Annotated in this window: 11 protein-coding genes and 1 pseudogene; 5 read left to right on the top strand and 7 right to left on the bottom strand. The window is 74.3% G+C overall.

Annotation, left to right across the window (positions count from 1 at the left end; translation table 11 throughout):
* The first annotated feature begins 8 nt into the window (after nt 1-8).
* Nucleotides 9-527: a single-stranded DNA-binding protein gene (locus ACF1AG_RS03590; RefSeq protein ID WP_359604621.1), complete on the top strand. Its 519-nt coding sequence runs from the start codon at nt 9-11 to the stop codon at nt 525-527.
* 278 nt (nt 528-805) lie between these two features.
* A complete protein-coding gene (locus ACF1AG_RS03585; protein WP_359604619.1) occupies nt 806-2227 on the top strand; it encodes a Cys-Gln thioester bond-forming surface protein in 1422 nt (473 codons plus the stop codon).
* A 36-nt stretch (nt 2228-2263) separates the two neighbouring features.
* Here the strand turns inward: ACF1AG_RS03585 and ACF1AG_RS03580 are convergent, their stop codons facing one another.
* The 4 genes and pseudogenes from ACF1AG_RS03580 to ACF1AG_RS03565 form a co-directional block, all read right to left on the bottom strand.
* Complete coding sequence (locus tag ACF1AG_RS03580) at nt 2264-2764, bottom strand: HAD domain-containing protein (protein ID WP_359604617.1); 501 nt, start codon at nt 2762-2764, stop codon at nt 2264-2266.
* 25 nt (nt 2765-2789) lie between these two features.
* The gene (locus ACF1AG_RS03575) at nt 2790-3182 is read right to left on the bottom strand and encodes a VOC family protein (protein WP_359604615.1); all 393 of its coding nucleotides are present in this window, start codon (nt 3180-3182) and stop codon (nt 2790-2792) included.
* A gap of 132 nt (nt 3183-3314) precedes the next feature.
* Nucleotides 3315-3439 (bottom strand): annotated as a pseudogene (locus ACF1AG_RS03570) (cation transporter); the annotation flags it as partial.
* A gap of 25 nt (nt 3440-3464) precedes the next feature.
* Nucleotides 3465-4358, bottom strand: coding sequence for an aminoglycoside phosphotransferase family protein (locus tag ACF1AG_RS03565; protein WP_359604613.1), 894 nt, complete (start codon nt 4356-4358; stop codon nt 3465-3467).
* Between the two features lie 281 nt (nt 4359-4639).
* Between ACF1AG_RS03565 and ettA the strand changes: the two genes are divergently transcribed.
* From ettA to ACF1AG_RS03550, 3 genes are read left to right on the top strand one after another with little or no spacing between them, the layout of a single operon-like run.
* Nucleotides 4640-6304: an energy-dependent translational throttle protein EttA gene (gene ettA / locus ACF1AG_RS03560; protein WP_359604611.1), complete on the top strand. Its 1665-nt coding sequence runs from the start codon at nt 4640-4642 to the stop codon at nt 6302-6304.
* Between the two features lie 4 nt (nt 6305-6308).
* Nucleotides 6309-6734 carry a thioesterase family protein gene (locus ACF1AG_RS03555; RefSeq protein ID WP_359577686.1) on the top strand — a complete coding sequence of 142 codons (426 nt, stop codon included), beginning with the start codon at nt 6309-6311 and terminating at the stop codon, nt 6732-6734.
* A complete protein-coding gene (locus ACF1AG_RS03550; RefSeq protein ID WP_359604609.1) occupies nt 6731-7396 on the top strand; it encodes a hypothetical protein in 666 nt (221 codons plus the stop codon). Before ACF1AG_RS03555 ends, ACF1AG_RS03550 begins: the two co-directional genes overlap by 4 nt.
* A 15-nt stretch (nt 7397-7411) precedes the next feature.
* Here the strand turns inward: ACF1AG_RS03550 and ACF1AG_RS03545 are convergent, their stop codons facing one another.
* From ACF1AG_RS03545 to ACF1AG_RS03535, 3 genes are read right to left on the bottom strand one after another with little or no spacing between them, the layout of a single operon-like run.
* Nucleotides 7412-8389: an ABC transporter ATP-binding protein gene (locus tag ACF1AG_RS03545; protein ID WP_359604607.1), complete on the bottom strand. Its 978-nt coding sequence runs from the start codon at nt 8387-8389 to the stop codon at nt 7412-7414.
* Nucleotides 8390-8429: 40 nt separating this feature from the next.
* Nucleotides 8430-11201 carry an ABC transporter permease gene (locus tag ACF1AG_RS03540; protein WP_391809262.1) on the bottom strand — a complete coding sequence of 924 codons (2772 nt, stop codon included), beginning with the start codon at nt 11199-11201 and terminating at the stop codon, nt 8430-8432.
* 1 nt (nt 11202) lies between these two features.
* Nucleotides 11203-14445, bottom strand: a complete 3243-nt coding sequence (locus tag ACF1AG_RS03535; RefSeq protein WP_359604603.1) for an ABC transporter permease — start codon at nt 14443-14445, stop codon at nt 11203-11205.
* Nucleotides 14446-14481 lie beyond the last annotated feature (36 nt).

Genomic DNA, 14481 nt, shown 5'->3' with positions numbered 1-14481 from the left:
GAAACGCGATGAACGAGACGATGGTGTGCGTGGTGGGCAACGTGGCGACGCGGCCCGTGTACCGGGAGACGGTCTCCGGACCCTCCGCGAGGTTCCGGATCGCGGTCACCGCGCGCTACTGGGACCGGGAGAAGAACAACTGGGCCGACGGACACACCAACTTCTTCACGGTGTGGGCCAACCGCCAGCTGGCCACCAACGCGGCGGCATCCCTGTCGGTGGGTGAACCGGTCATCGTGCAGGGACGGCTGAAGGTGCGTACGGAGACGCGGGAGGGCCAGCCCGACTGGATGTCGGCGGACATCGACGCGGTCTCCGTCGGGCACGACCTCACCCGCGGCACGACCGCCTTCCGCCGCGCCCCGCGCCCGGAGTCGAACCCGTCGTCGGACCGCCCGGAACCCGCCTGGGAGACGGATCCGGCACCGTCACCGCCGGCCGACGGGTCGGCGACGGGCAGGGCGCCGGACGCCGACAACGATGAGGCGACAGGTGAACTCCGGCCGAAAGAAGCCATGGTGACGTGAAATCAGCGGTGACGGGAGCCGTCACGGTGGCCGTCCGAACCGAGGCTTATCGGCTGATCGATGCCGAACCGTCCTGCGGGGATTTGTCGATAAGCCCTGTTCAGCCGTGTCCCGGCGATAACGATTCCGATTCGGATCATCGCTCCGACGCGATCACCGGCAAGCGCTGTCCGAGGGCTCCTTAGGATGCCGGGCATGGCTCCGGGGGTTCTCGGGGCCGGAGATTCTGCTGGTGGGACCGCCCCCCACGTCACGGGTCCTGCTCGGAAGGGAAATCGGTGTCTGTTTCGTTCTCCGCGCGGCGTCTGCGCGGACGTGGGTCGGCCCGCCTCATGGCGGGGACGCTGGTGTCGGGGATCGTCGCCGCCACCGTGCTCGCCGGCGCCGGTACGGCCTCCGCGGGCGACCCCGGGACGATGCCCCGGCACAACGGAGCAGCCGCGACGATCGACGGACTCAAGACGTACGGCGGGGCCGTCATCCACGGGGCCGCCGGTGACACGCAGGTGTCGGCGGGTCTGTTCGAGATGTCCGTCGAGGGCGGCGGCATGCTGCACACCTACTGCGTCGACATCCACACCCCCACCCAGCAGGACGCCAAGTACCACGAGACCGCCTGGAGCGGCACCTCGCTCGGCACCAACAAGGACGCCGGCCGCATCCTCTGGATCCTCGAGCACTCCTACCCGCAGGTGAACGACCTGGCGGCGCTCGCGAAGAAGGCGGGCGTCCGGGGCCAGCTCACCGAGCAGGACGCCGCGGCCGGCACCCAGGTGGCGATATGGCGCTACTCCGACGGCGTGGACGTCGACGCGCTCGACCCGCAGGCCGAGCAGCTCGCCGACTACCTGGAGAAGAAGGCGCGGAAGGTGGCGGAGCCGCGGGCGTCGCTGACCCTGGACCCGCCGGTCGTCGCCGGCCGTCCGGGCGAGCGGCTCGGACCGGTCACCGTCCGCACCGACGCGCGCAGCGTCACGGTCTCCCCGCCCGCGGACGCGGCCACCTCCGGCATACGCGTCGTGGACGCCAAGGGCGAGCCCGTCACCACCGCCGGCAACGGCAGCAAGCTGTACGTCGAGGTCCCGGAGGGCGCGGAGACGGGCACCGCCCAGCTGACCGTGCAGGCGGCGACGAGCGTGCCGGTCGGCCGTGCCCTCGTCTCCGAGAGCCGGAGCCAGACGCAGATCCTGGCCGGGTCCAGCGAGTCGACCGTCTCCGCGACGGCGAGCGCCAGCTGGGCCGCGGAGGGCGCGATACCCGCCGTGTCGGCCCGCGAGAACTGCGCCGCGGGCGCGGTGGACGTCACGGTCGCCAACCAGGGCGACGCCGCGTTCCCCTTCAAGCTGGCGGGCGCCGAGTACACGGTGGAGGCCGGCAGCTCCCACACGGTGACGGTCCCGCTGAACGAGGACCAGCCGTACGACTTCACCGTCGAGGGGCCGGACGGCTTCCAGCAGCGCTTCACCGGGATGCTCGACTGCCGTACGCGGGCCGCCGAGGTGGGGACGACGACACAGACCCTCTCGGGTCCGACGCCGACCCCGGTCGCCGCCCCGGACACGGACACCAACCTCGCCGAGACCGGCGCGTCCAGCGTCACTCCGTGGATCACCGGCACCGCCATCGCGCTGGTCGTCCTCGGCGGTGCGGGCCTCGTCCTCACCCGCCAACGGCAGGGCGCCTCCGGCGACAACGGCTGACGGAGGACGGACACGGGGCACGCGCCCCGCGGTGCCTCACGACGGGCGGCCGAGGGCGGCGAGCCAGTCGCCGAGGGCGCGGAAGTCGGAGTCCTGGAGACCCCGGGCCGGGTCGACGCGGTGCAGGAGCGCCGGCCCGGGGTGGGCGGCGGCGACCCACTGACGGTCGACGGCGCCGATCTCGTCGTCGACCCAGACGAACGGCCGGCCGCCGGCCCACTCGACGAGGGGGCGGGTCTTCCAGTGCAGGCCGCGAAGGCCCGGTTCGTCGGCCTCCGGCAGGTCCAGCACGGGCAGCCGCGGCAGCCCGAGGCGCGGGGCGACGACCTCGTTCGCCTCCTCCATCCACGTCGTGGCCCAGACGAGCGAGCAGCCCAGGGCGAGCAGGCGGGCGCCGACGCCGGGGTCCAGCCGGGCGAGCAGGGGGTTGCCGTGGCCGGGCGCCGCTTCCGTGAGGGAGGGCTGCACCGATCCGAACGGGATCAGGGGACCGTCGATGTCGAGGAAGAGGAAGGGGCGCTCCGCCGCGGCACTCATGCGGGCACTCGTGCGGGGGTGCAGGCTATGCGGACACCGGGGGCAGCGCGGCCCGTTCGGCTTCCGCGAGGAGGATGCAGAACTCGTTGCCCTCGGGATCGGCGAGCACGACCCACCCCCATCCGTCGGCCCGCCGGTGATCGGCGACCGGGGAGGCGCCCAGCGCCAGCAGCCGTTCGACCTCCGCGTCCCGTGAGGTGTCGGGGCGCAGACACAGGTGGAGCCGGTTCTTGGTGGTCTTCGGCTCCGGCACCTGGTTGAAGAACAGGGCCGTGCCGTTGGGCAGCGTGATCCCGGTTTCGGCGTCAGCCGGCCCGTCCTCCGGATCGACCGGCTGCCCGGTCACCTCGCTCCAGAAGAGGGCGAGTTGGTACGCGTCCGCGCAGTCGATCGCCGTGTTCGCCACCGTCGAAACCATGGGGGTGATCCTCTCGTGGCGAGGGGGAGGGCGCTACCGGAAATGCCGAAGAGACGGTCAGGGTGATCGTGGCACGCGTGGTCGCCGCATCCGTGCCGCGCGATCGGTCCGAGGAGTGGGCGGGTGTCGGGGATCCTCGGCACGGCCGTAGCCGTAGGTGTGGCGGCGGTCGGCCGCGCGCCGGCCGAGGAGAGAGAGGCCATGCCCAGCGGGACGGCGGTCAGGGCGTCGGCGGCGTTGTGGACGGTGTCCGAGCGCGCAGCCGCCGTCGCCCCGCCCACGTCACCACCTCAGTACGCGTTCGAGCGCCGCCCGGCCCGCAGGTCCCCACGCCGGCTTGCCTCCGGGAAGACCCAGGTCCCCGTTCCTGCCCATCAGCATGAGGAACAGGCTCTTCATCGCGGCCAGCCCACGGGCGCGCCGGATCGTTCCCGCGTCCGCTCGCTCGTACGCGTCGAAGAAGCGGGAGGCGGCGCCCGCGGGAAGGACGACCCAGGCGGCCGCGAGGTCCCACGCCGGATCGCCGGCGGAGACGTCGCCGAAGTCGACCACGCCCGTGAGCGTCCCGTCCGAGACGACCACGTTGGCCGGATGGAGGTCGCCGTGCACCCACAGGGGCGGCCCCTCCCACTCGGGCGCCACGACGGCGTCGTCCCAGACGGCGCGGACGTCGTCGGCGAGGTCGTCGGGGACGACGGCGTGGAAGAACCGGTCGAAGCCGTCCGTGCACTCCTTGGGATGGCCACCGCGGTCACCGCTGACGGGTGCGTCGGCGGGAGCCTGCACGTGGAGTGCCCTGAGGAAACCCGCCAGGGCGTCGGCCGCGTGGTCGCCGCGGCTGATCGAGGAGCGGTCGAGCGGAGTGCCGGGCACCCACGTCATCACGGTCCAGTGCTTGGGGAAGCGCGCGGACGGTTCGCCGGACCGCACCGGGGTGGGCACCGGGAGCGGCAGGCGCGGGGCCAGCACGGGCAGCCACCGCCGCTCGTTGAGCTGGAGCTCCGGGGTGGGGTCCATGCGCTGCATGCGCACCGCCAGTTCGTCCCCGAGGCGCCACATCTGGTTGCCCCAGCCGCCCGCCACCTCGCGGATGCCGAGGTCCGCCAGGTCCGGATGCTGTTCCCGCAACAGGTCGCGGACGAGGTCCGCGGTGATCTCGATCTCGGTGTCGGTCATGCGCACGCACGGTACGGGAGCTGTCGGGTGCCGTGACCGACGCGACCGGTGTGTGTCCCGCCAGGCGGCCGTGACGTCCCGGCGGCAGACGTCACCACACTTCAGGGGCGCTCCCCGGGCCGACCGCTGATGACCGACAGTGACAGGCGAGCCGCGCCCGGCAGCCGCGAACCCGCAGGTCAGGGGCGTCCGGCGGAACGGGTTTCCCCCCAGGGGTAGCGGTCGGGCAAGATGGGGTGTATCTGCCCACTGCCAGATTTCAAGTTGCCGGACGGTTTCTCTTGGCTGAGTTCATTTACACCATGCGCAAGGCGCGCAAAGCGCACGGCGACAAGGTGATCCTCGACGACGTCACCCTGAGCTTCCTGCCAGGGGCGAAGATCGGTGTCGTCGGCCCGAACGGCGCCGGTAAGTCGACCGTTCTGAAGATCATGGCGGGCCTCGAGCAGCCGTCCAACGGTGACGCCTTCCTCACGCCCGGGTACACCGTGGGCATCCTGCTCCAGGAGCCGCCGCTGGACGAGTCGAAGACGGTCCTGGAGAACGTGCAGGACGGTGTCGCCGAGGTCAAGGGCAAGCTCGACCGGTTCAACGAGATCGCCGAGCAGATGGCGACCGACTACTCCGACGCGCTGCTCGAAGAGATGGGCAAGCTGCAGGAGGAGCTGGACCACGCCAACGCCTGGGACCTCGACGCGCAGCTCGAGCAGGCCATGGACGCCCTGGGCTGCCCGCCCGGCGACTGGCCGGTCGTCAACCTCTCCGGTGGTGAGAAGCGCCGCGTCGCGCTGTGCAAGCTGCTGCTCGAGGCGCCCGACCTGCTGCTGCTCGACGAGCCCACCAACCACCTCGACGCCGAGTCGGTGAACTGGCTGGAGCAGCACCTTGCCAAGTACGAGGGCACCGTCGTGGCCGTCACCCACGACCGGTACTTCCTGGACAACGTCGCCGGCTGGATCTGCGAGGTCGACCGCGGCCGCCTGCACGGCTACGAGGGCAACTACTCCAAGTACCTCGAGACCAAGGCCGCCCGCCTCAAGGTCGAGGGGCAGAAGGACGCCAAGCGGCAGAAGCGCCTCAAGGAAGAGCTGGAGTGGGTGCGCTCCAACGCCAAGGGGCGTCAGGCCAAGTCCAAGGCGCGTCTGGCCCGTTACGAGGAGATGGCCGCCGAGGCCGACAAGATGCGGAAGCTGGACTTCGAGGAGATCCAGATCCCGCCGGGCCCGCGCCTGGGCAACGTCGTGGTCGAGGTCAGCAACCTCACCAAGGGCTTCGGCGACAAGCTGCTCATCGACGACCTCAGCTTCACCCTCCCGCGCAACGGCATCGTGGGCATCATCGGCCCGAACGGCGCCGGCAAGACCACGCTGTTCAAGATGATCCAGGGCATCGAGCAGCCCGACTCCGGCACGATCAAGGTCGGCGACACGGTCAAGATCTCCTACGTCGACCAGAGCCGCGAGAACATCGAGGCCAAGAAGACGCTGTGGGAGGTCGTCTCCGACGGCCTGGACTACATCAACGTCGGCCAGGTCGAGATGCCGAGCCGCGCCTACGTGTCCGCGTTCGGTTTCAAGGGCCCCGACCAGCAGAAGCCCGCGGGTGTCCTGTCCGGCGGTGAGCGCAACCGCCTCAACCTCGCGCTCACGCTCAAGCAGGGCGGCAACCTGCTGCTCCTCGACGAGCCGACCAACGACCTCGACGTCGAGACCCTCTCCTCCCTGGAGAACGCGCTGCTGGAGTTCCCCGGCTGTGCCGTGGTCGTCTCCCACGACCGGTGGTTCCTCGACCGCGTGGCCACGCACATCCTGGCCTACGAGGGCGACTCCAAGTGGTTCTGGTTCGAGGGCAACTTCGAGTCGTACGAGAAGAACAAGATCGAGCGGCTCGGCCCGGACGCCGCCCGTCCGCACCGTGCCACCTACAAGAAGCTGACCCGGGGCTGATCTCTTGCGGCACATCTACCGCTGCCCGCTGCGCTGGGCGGACATGGACGCGTACGGCCACGTCAACAACGTGGTGTTCCTCCGCTACCTGGAGGAGGCCCGTATCGACTTCCTGTTCCGCCCGGAGAAGGACTTCAAGCAGGGGTCCGTGGTGGCGCGCCACGAGATCGACTACAAGCGGCAGCTCGTGCACCGGCACCACCCGGTCGACATCGAGCTGTGGGTCACGGAGATCAGGGCGGCGTCCTTCACCCTCACCTACGAGGTGAAGGACGACGATTTGGTCTACGTCCGCGCGTCGACGGTGATCGTGCCGTTCGACTTCGAGGCACAGCGTCCCCGGCGGCTCACCGCGGAGGAGCGCGAGTTCCTCCGGGAGTACACGGACGACGCCGTCGCCGGTGACAAGGAGGAGGCCGTCGCCGCATGACGGTCCTCCACCTCGCCGACGAGGGGGAGGCCGCGGATCTCGCGGCCTTCCTGTCCCGGCTGCTGCACTACGACCGCGGCGCCGCCGTCCGCCTCCAGGCGGCCGGCACGGCGCTCGCGGTCTTCGGCCGTCCCCCCTCGTTCGAGGTGCTGGCGATCCGCGCCGTGCGGCTGGCCAAGCCGTACGAGAACGGGCTCGACGTCACCCTGGACGTGACCGTGTCCGCCGGTGAGCTGCTGGAGTCGGTGGACGAGTCCGCCGCCACCGCGGCCGTGCCGGCGGCGGTCACCGGGCCGCCGTGGGCCGGGGTGCTCCCGCCGCGTGGCGGCTGGAAGCCGGAACCCGGCCTTCCCGAGCCCGAGCGGCTGCGTCGGCTCGTCGCCGCCTCGGTCGCGGAATTCCGCTCCCGCACCGAGCAGCTGGCGCCGGAGCAGCGCACGCGCGCCGAACTCGACCGCATCGGGCGGGAGATATGGTCCCGCACGGTCGCGGACACCGGCCTGCCGGTGCGCGCCGTGCACGCCGCCCAGTCGCTCCGCTTCCTGCGGGGCGACGACCAGGCCCTGTTCTCGTCCGGGTCGTGGCTGCGGCTGCGGACGCCCTACGGGTCCGTCGCGGTGCGGCGGGCGGGCGTGGGCGCCCTCGGACTCAGCGTTCGCTGACGCCCGGCGTCCGCCTCACCGCTCCTCCCGCCCGCTGTCGTCCGGGCGGACCGCGATGTGGTCCGGTTCCAGTTCCAGGGCCACACGGTCGCGCATGCCGAGTGCGCCGGTGTACTCGGCAGGGAGCTGGAGGCGGCCCGCGCGGTCCAGCATCGCGTACTCGCGGGCGACCACCCTCTCGTCACCGGTGGCCTCGTCCACCTCGCTGCGGCGCAGCACCTCCGTCGAGGTGCGGCCGTCGCGGATGGCGACCGTGCGGCTGACCTCGTTCGCCACCGCCTGGTCGTGGGTGACGATCACGACGGTCGTGCCGAGCCGCTCGTTGGCCGTGCGGAACGCGGCGAAGATCTGCTCGCCGGTGTGGGAGTCCAGCTCGCCGGTCGGTTCGTCCGCGAGCAGCACCGCCGGGTCGCCCGCCAGGGCCACCGCGATGGCGACCCGCTGCTGCTGGCCGCCGGACATCTCGTGCGGGCGCCGGTCCCGGCAGTCCGCCACTTCCAGCATCTCCAGCAGTTCCAGGGCGCGTTCGACACGGGCCCGGCGCGCGGACCGGGAGCGTCCGCCGGGACGGCCGGAGAGCTGCATCGGCAGCGCCACGTTCTGCGCCGACGTCAGATACGGCAGCAGATTGCGGGAGGTCTGCTGCCACACGAAGCCGACGACCTCACGGCGGTAGGCGAGCCGCTCCCGCGCGGACATCGTCAGCAGGTCGCGGCCAGCCACCCGGGCCGCGCCGGCCGTGGGGGTGTCCAGGCCGGCCAGGATGTTCATCAGGGTCGACTTGCCGCTGCCGGACGACCCCACCAGCGCCATCAGCTCGCCCTCCCGCACCAGCAGGTCGAGCCCCTGGAGCGCCTGCACCTCCACGCCGTCCGCGGTGAACACGCGGACCAGACGGTCGCAGGTGATGAGCGCGTCATGGCCGTACGCGGGCCGGTCGCGGCGGGCCGCGACACGCTCGGTGAGGTCGGCGAGGGTCGGGTCCGAGGTCATCGGGAGCCTCCTGCGGGGAGAAACACGGAGCCGGGCGGGGTCATCGCGCGTCACCCGCCCGGAGTTCGCGCACCGCGCCCCTGCGCCCCGACCACCAGGCCTGGGCCGCCGCGACGCCGACGGTCAGGGCCACCACCGCCAGCGCCGGCACCAGCAGGGACAGCTGGTCGGCGCGCAGCAGGGCACGTCCCGCGGCGGGCGCGCCCGAGGCGACGGCCACGGTCGTCAGGTCGACGCCCGGCGCCAGCAGCCGGATCGCCGCCCACGCGGTGAGGGCGCCGCCCACCGCGGCGAGCACCGCCTGCGGCAGCGACTCCAGGATCAGCAGCCGTCTGCCCTGGGCGCGGGTGAGGCCCATGGTGCGCAGCCGGGCCAGCAGCGCGGCGCGTTCCGGTGCGGCGCGCAGCAGGGTCAGCAGCAGGGCGAGCGCGGCGTAGGCGGTGCCCGCCGCCACTGCGGCCGCGTAGACGCGCTCGGCGCCGGTCTGCAGGGGCGACTCGACGGTGGCGGCGACCACGTCCGACCGGAGCCGGACCTGCGCGTCGTCCCCGGCGGCCTCACGCAGCGCCGCCGCGTCCGGGGCGTCGCCGGTGACCAGCAGGCTGGTGGGCGGTTCGAGGCCGGCGCGCAGGGCGGAGCCGTCCACGACGAGGAAGTCGTCCGCGCCGAGCGCCGGCGTCCAGGTGCGGACCGCCACGACCCGCGCGGTGAACGAGTCGCCGTCGTCCAGGATCACCGGGAACGGGTCGTCGCCGAACCGCTCCGCCAGCGCGGGGGACCCCAGGGCGGGAACCGTGTCCTCACCGTCCTCACCGTCCTCGCCGTCCGCCTTCAACGTTCCCGGGTCGAAGGCGCCGTCGTCCAGGCGGCCGCTCACCGCCGCGTACGCGTCCGGTTCGACCCCGGCCAGCGACACCCGCCGGTCCCCGGCGAGCGCGGTGTAGGAGACCTTCACGGGGGTGACGTCCTCGACGCCGGGGGTGCGCCGTACCCGTTCCTCGACGTCCGTCGCCCCCTCGGCGAGGTTGTCGACGCGGGCGTCGGCGCCGACGGCGAACACCGCGGCGCGGTCCCGGGCGTCGGTCACCCCGGTGAGGACGGAGCCGCCGAACGCGGCGGTGGTCAGCGCGGTCAGCAGCGCGAGCAGCGGCAGCACCGTGGAGCCGCCGGCGCGTCCCGCCCGGGCCAGCGACAGCGGGCCGACGACGCCCCGCATCGCCCGCGCCGGGCGGGCCAGGCCGCGCAGCGGCAGGGGGTACAGGCGCACCAGCACCAGGGCGGCGATCACCGCCACCAGCACGGGGGCCAGCGACACCAGTTCGTCGCCCGTGGGGTCGCCGTCGGCGGACGTCCCGCGCGCCCGCAGGGTCAGGACCGCGCCCGCCGCCACGGCCAGCAGCGTCACCTCGGCGACCAGGCGCCGCTTGGACGGACGGGCCCGGACCACGTCCTCGCGGCCGGTGTGCACCCCCACCGCACGGTGGACGGCCACGGCACGCACCGGCAGCGCGAGGGCGGCGACCAGGGCGACGGCGCCCGCCGCGACCGCGGACTGAGCGGGCCGGCCGGTGCCGACGGTGAGCCGGGCGGCCAGCAGACCGAGGGCGGCGGCGGGCACGGCGACCACGGAGGTCTCCGCGAACAGCCGGCCCGCCAGACCGCGGAGCGAGGCGCCGCGGGCGCGCAACAGGGTGAGTTCGGCGCGGCGCCGCTCGGCGGCCAGCCCGCCCGCCATGCACAGGACCACGACCGCGACCGTGCCGGTGCCGAAGGCGGCGACCGCGACGAGAGGACCGATGGCCGACCACAGACCCCGGTAGCCGCCGAGCACGTCGTCGAGGTCGGTGGACACGTCAAGGTTCGGTGAGACGGTCGCGGTGATCCGCTCCAGCAGCGGCCCGCCCTCCAGGGAGGCGACGGCCGACGTCAGGGCTTCCAGGTCGCGGCCGTGGAGGGCCGAGAGGTCGGGGGCCAGCGTCCAGTACCGTGCGGGCGCTCCCGGCGTCGCCAGCAGCGCCGGGCCCGCGTCCGGCGCCAGCAGCAGGGCGCCGGCCCAGTACTGGCTGGGCACGGGGCCCTGGGTGACCATGAGGTGCGGCCGGCCCAGTTCGGGCAGCGCCGACCAGTAGGCCTCGTCCGGTTCGCGGGGAGCGACCAGGCCGGTGACGCGCACGGCGAGCGGGTCACCCTCCGCCCGGGGGAGGTGGACGACCGACCCCACCCGGATGTTCAGCTTCTCGGCCGTCCCGGTGGTGACGGCGGCCTCCAGGGCGGCGACCCCGGGACCGGGTTGCGCCGGGGCCTTCGGCAGCCGGCCCTGCGCGAGCCGGGAGTGCTCGGCGACGCCGCCCTGGGCGACGAGGCGGAACACCGGGGCGACGCCGTCCGGCTGGGACAGGTACGGGTCCGGGGCCTTCAGGAGCCGGGTGGTGCGCACCCCGGCCGACGACCGGTCCTCGTCCAGCGGCAGCGCACGGCCCGGCAGCGCGAGCAACTTCGCGAACGGGCCCTCCACCGCCTCCTGGGACAACAGGTCCTCCCACGGCCCGTCGCTCAGATACATGTCGGCGTCCGAGGTCTGGACATGGACGCTGGTGCGGGCGGGCCCCGCGGCCTCCAGGGCGCCGCGCATGCCCTCCTCTTCGTACCGGTCCAGTGCGGGCGGCAGCGCGGCGGCGAGGAACGCGGTCACCGCCACCAGCAGCGCGAGCGCCGCCGCTGCGCCCGGCGCGGTCCGCAGCCGGGTGCGCGTCCAGGGCACGGTCACCCGTGAGGCGGCCGCCCGCTGCCGTCCGGAGGGCCGTTCGGTCACCTCACTCACCTCCCCGGTCGCGCAGCGAGGACACCGCGTCGACCCTGCGCAGGGCCAGGACGGCCGTGATCACGAGCGGGACGGCCGCCACGGCGGCCAGCAGCGCCGCCACCCGCAGCGGCGGCAGCACCACCAGCACCCCGGGAAGCGGGCGGGTGGCCTCGGCGGTCAGCATGACGAGCGGGATCACCGCGCGGGCCAGCACCGCTCCGAGCAGCACGCCCACCGCGAGCGCCGTCCCCACCAGCACCGCGTGCTCGACGAGCACCACCCGGGCCAGCCGTCGCCGGGAGGCGCCAAGGGCGCGGAGCACCCCGAACTCGGCGGACCGCTCCCGCAGCGACCCGGCCGCGCTCACCGCGAACCCGACCGCCGTCAGGGCCGCCGCGGCGAAGGCCGACGCAGTGAAGGCGTTGCCGGGGCCGGCGCCGAACGGGTCGTCGCGCAACTGCTCCGCCGTCTCGTCGCGCACCACCACCCGGGACGGGTCGATGTCGGGCCGCTGCCGCAGCGCCGCCGCGACCTGTGAGGACGCGCCCGGCCCGGTGGAGAGCCACCACTCGTTGGGCAGCACGGCCTCGCCCTTGGCGGCCTGGAGCGCGCGGTTGACGGACGCCAGGTCGAGCAGCAGGGCACCGCCGTCGTCGTCCGCCCCGTCCGACGGGGTGGTGGGCAGCGCCCGCACCGCGCGGGCGATGCGCACGGGGACGCTGCCCCCGCCGAACTGCACGCTCAGCCGTTGCCCGACCCGGGCGCCGGCGGACTCCAGGTACCGGTCGGTCGCCACGCCCTCGACCACGGGCGCCGTCGGCTGCGGGACGCGCAGGTCGAGTGAGAGGGCCGCCGTGGGCAGCCAGGCCATGTCGGGCGGGAGTGGTGTCGCGGTGAAGTCGACGGTGGCGGGGGCGCCGGCGGCCATCCGCGGCGGAGCGGCACCGTCGTCGGCCGTGTCCGGGCCGTCGCCGTCGAGCGACGGCCGCCAGCGGGCCGCCAGCGGCAGCGCGCGGTCCCGGCCCGCGGTGTCCGTGGCGGTCAGCGCGGTGAGTGCGAGCCGGCTCCGCTCGGGAGGCCCCACCGGCTGCGGCAGACCCAGGTGGAAGCCGGTCAGGATCAGCGGTCCCGCGGGGCCCCCGGTGACGGCCTGCAGATCGACCACCAGGTCGTGCGGCCGTCCGTCCAGGGGCAGCTCGCCGAACGTGAGCGGGTACGGGGTGCCGTGCGCGTCCTCCACGGTGGCGGTCACGTCGGCGGCGGCGTCCGCGCCGCGCAGGGACGCGGTCAGCTTCAGCCGCGCGGTGCCCGCCGGTATGCGCACGCCCGCCGTGGCGCCCTTCGGCGCGAGCCCGGACAGCGCCGTGCGCACCGGCACGTCCGCCAGGTCGGGGCGCATCAGCAGGGTGCCGGCGGTGTCCTCGGTGGCCAGCGCCAGCACCGTCGCCTGCCGTCCGCCGGAAAGCGACACGGTCGTACGGGACGCGGGGGTGGCCGAGCGGACGCCGGGGACGGCCGCGTAGGCGGCGCCGCGTCCCGGGCCCTCGGTGCCGTTGGACAGCACGCGCACCTGCGTGCCGGCCCGGAAGTCCGCCTGGTCGGCCTGCGAACGCTCCCACGAGGAGCCCTGGCCGACCGCGAGCATGCCCAGCGCCACGGCGAGCACCAGCAGCAGCACAGGACCCGCCCCGCGCATCGGACGGCGGGCGAGCTGCCAACCGGCCAGCGCCCCCGACAGCCCTCTGCTGCGGGCCGCCCGCAGTTCGGCGAGCCGGGCGGGCAGGGGCAGCAGTCGCAGCGTCAGCACCGTGCCGGCGAGCAGTGCCAGCGCCGGCGCGGCCACCAGCAGCGGATCGACGCCGAGGTCCTCGCCGACGGCCCCGGACGAGCGGCGGCTCAGCTGCCAGTACGCCACCCCGGCCACCGCCAGCAGCCCCAGGTCCCCACCCGCCCGCACAAGACCGGGGAGCGGCTTGGCGCGGCCGGGGGCGTACGGGGTGGCGAGCGCGGGGAGCGTGACGGCGAGCGCGCAGCCCAGCGCCACGCTCACCGACACCAGCCACACCGTGCCCTGCGCGGCGACCGACGTGACGGAGGCGTCCAGGTGGAGCCCGATGCGGGCCAGCGCGCCCCGTCCGGCGAGCAGCCGGGTGAGCGGGCCCGCCAGCAGCGGCGCGCACAGTGCCGCGGGCACGGCCAGCAGCAGCGCCTCCAGCGCGGCGAGCCGTGCCACCCGGGAGCGGGAGGCGCCGCGGGCCCGCAGCAGCCGGGTCTCCGCCGCGCGGTCGGCGGTCAGCAGCCGGGCCACCAGCAGCAGGGCGCACGCGGCGAGCAGGGCGAGCTGGAGGACGACGACCAGCAGTGTGGAGCGGGAGACGAACAGGGCCCGCTCGACGCGGTCGAGGGTGGCGGGCAGGTCCCCGGCGGCGGTCGCCGAGCCGTGCAGGGCCGGGGTGGAGGGCAGCGCGGCTACGCCCTCCTTCATGGCGGTGCGCAGCGCGTCGATGCGGCCGGTGGTCATCCCGGAGAAGTCGGCCGACGCCAGCCAGCCCACGGGCCCCGCGCTCACCCGCCCCGCGGCCAGCACGGCGGGGTCGGTGAGCAGCGGGCCGTAGGTGGTGAAGTGGACGGTGACGATGCCGCGGCCGGCGAGTTCGTCGAGCTGCCAGTAGGGCGCGGAGGTGTCGGCGGGGCGGTAGAGGCCGGTGACGAGCACCCGTGCCGCGGGGCCCTCCATCCTGTTGTCCAGGGTGATCCGGGCGCCCGGCCGCAGGCCCAGCTCACGGGCGGCGACGACGGGGACGGCGACCTCGGTCTCCGGCCCGGCGGGGCGTGCGGAGGGCATGCGGCCCTCGGTGAGGCGCACCTGGGTCCGGTCGAGCGCCGCGAAGTGCGTGAGGTCGGGCTCCTCGCCCCCGGCGGGCCGGTCGGCCGGGCGCAGGGAGGGCGGCAGGCCGTACGGGCCGGACCGGGCGAGGGTGCGCAGCGTCACCGGCAGGCCGTCGTAGGCACGTTCGGCCGCGCCGCGGACGGCGGCGTCGGCTGCGGGCCGGGCGCCCTCGGGCAGCGACTCGGCCTTGACGAGCAGCGTGGTCCCGGCGGCGTCGCGGGGGTTCGCCAGCGCGTGCCGCAGGGACGCGTCGCCGATCGTCGTGGAGTAGGCGGTCAGCGTGGCCAGGACGGCCGTGGTCAGCAGGACGGTGAGCAGCGCGGCGGCGAGCAGCGGACGGTGCGCCCGAGCGCGCGCGAGCACGAATCTCGCCGATCCCCCAGCGGCGTCCACCGCTAC

Origin of the sequence: Streptomyces sp. NPDC014764 (assembly GCF_043082785.1) — a bacterium.
GTDB lineage: Bacteria > Actinomycetota > Actinomycetes > Streptomycetales > Streptomycetaceae > Streptomyces > Streptomyces althioticus.
This window is presented reverse-complemented; position numbering and strand designations above follow the sequence as displayed.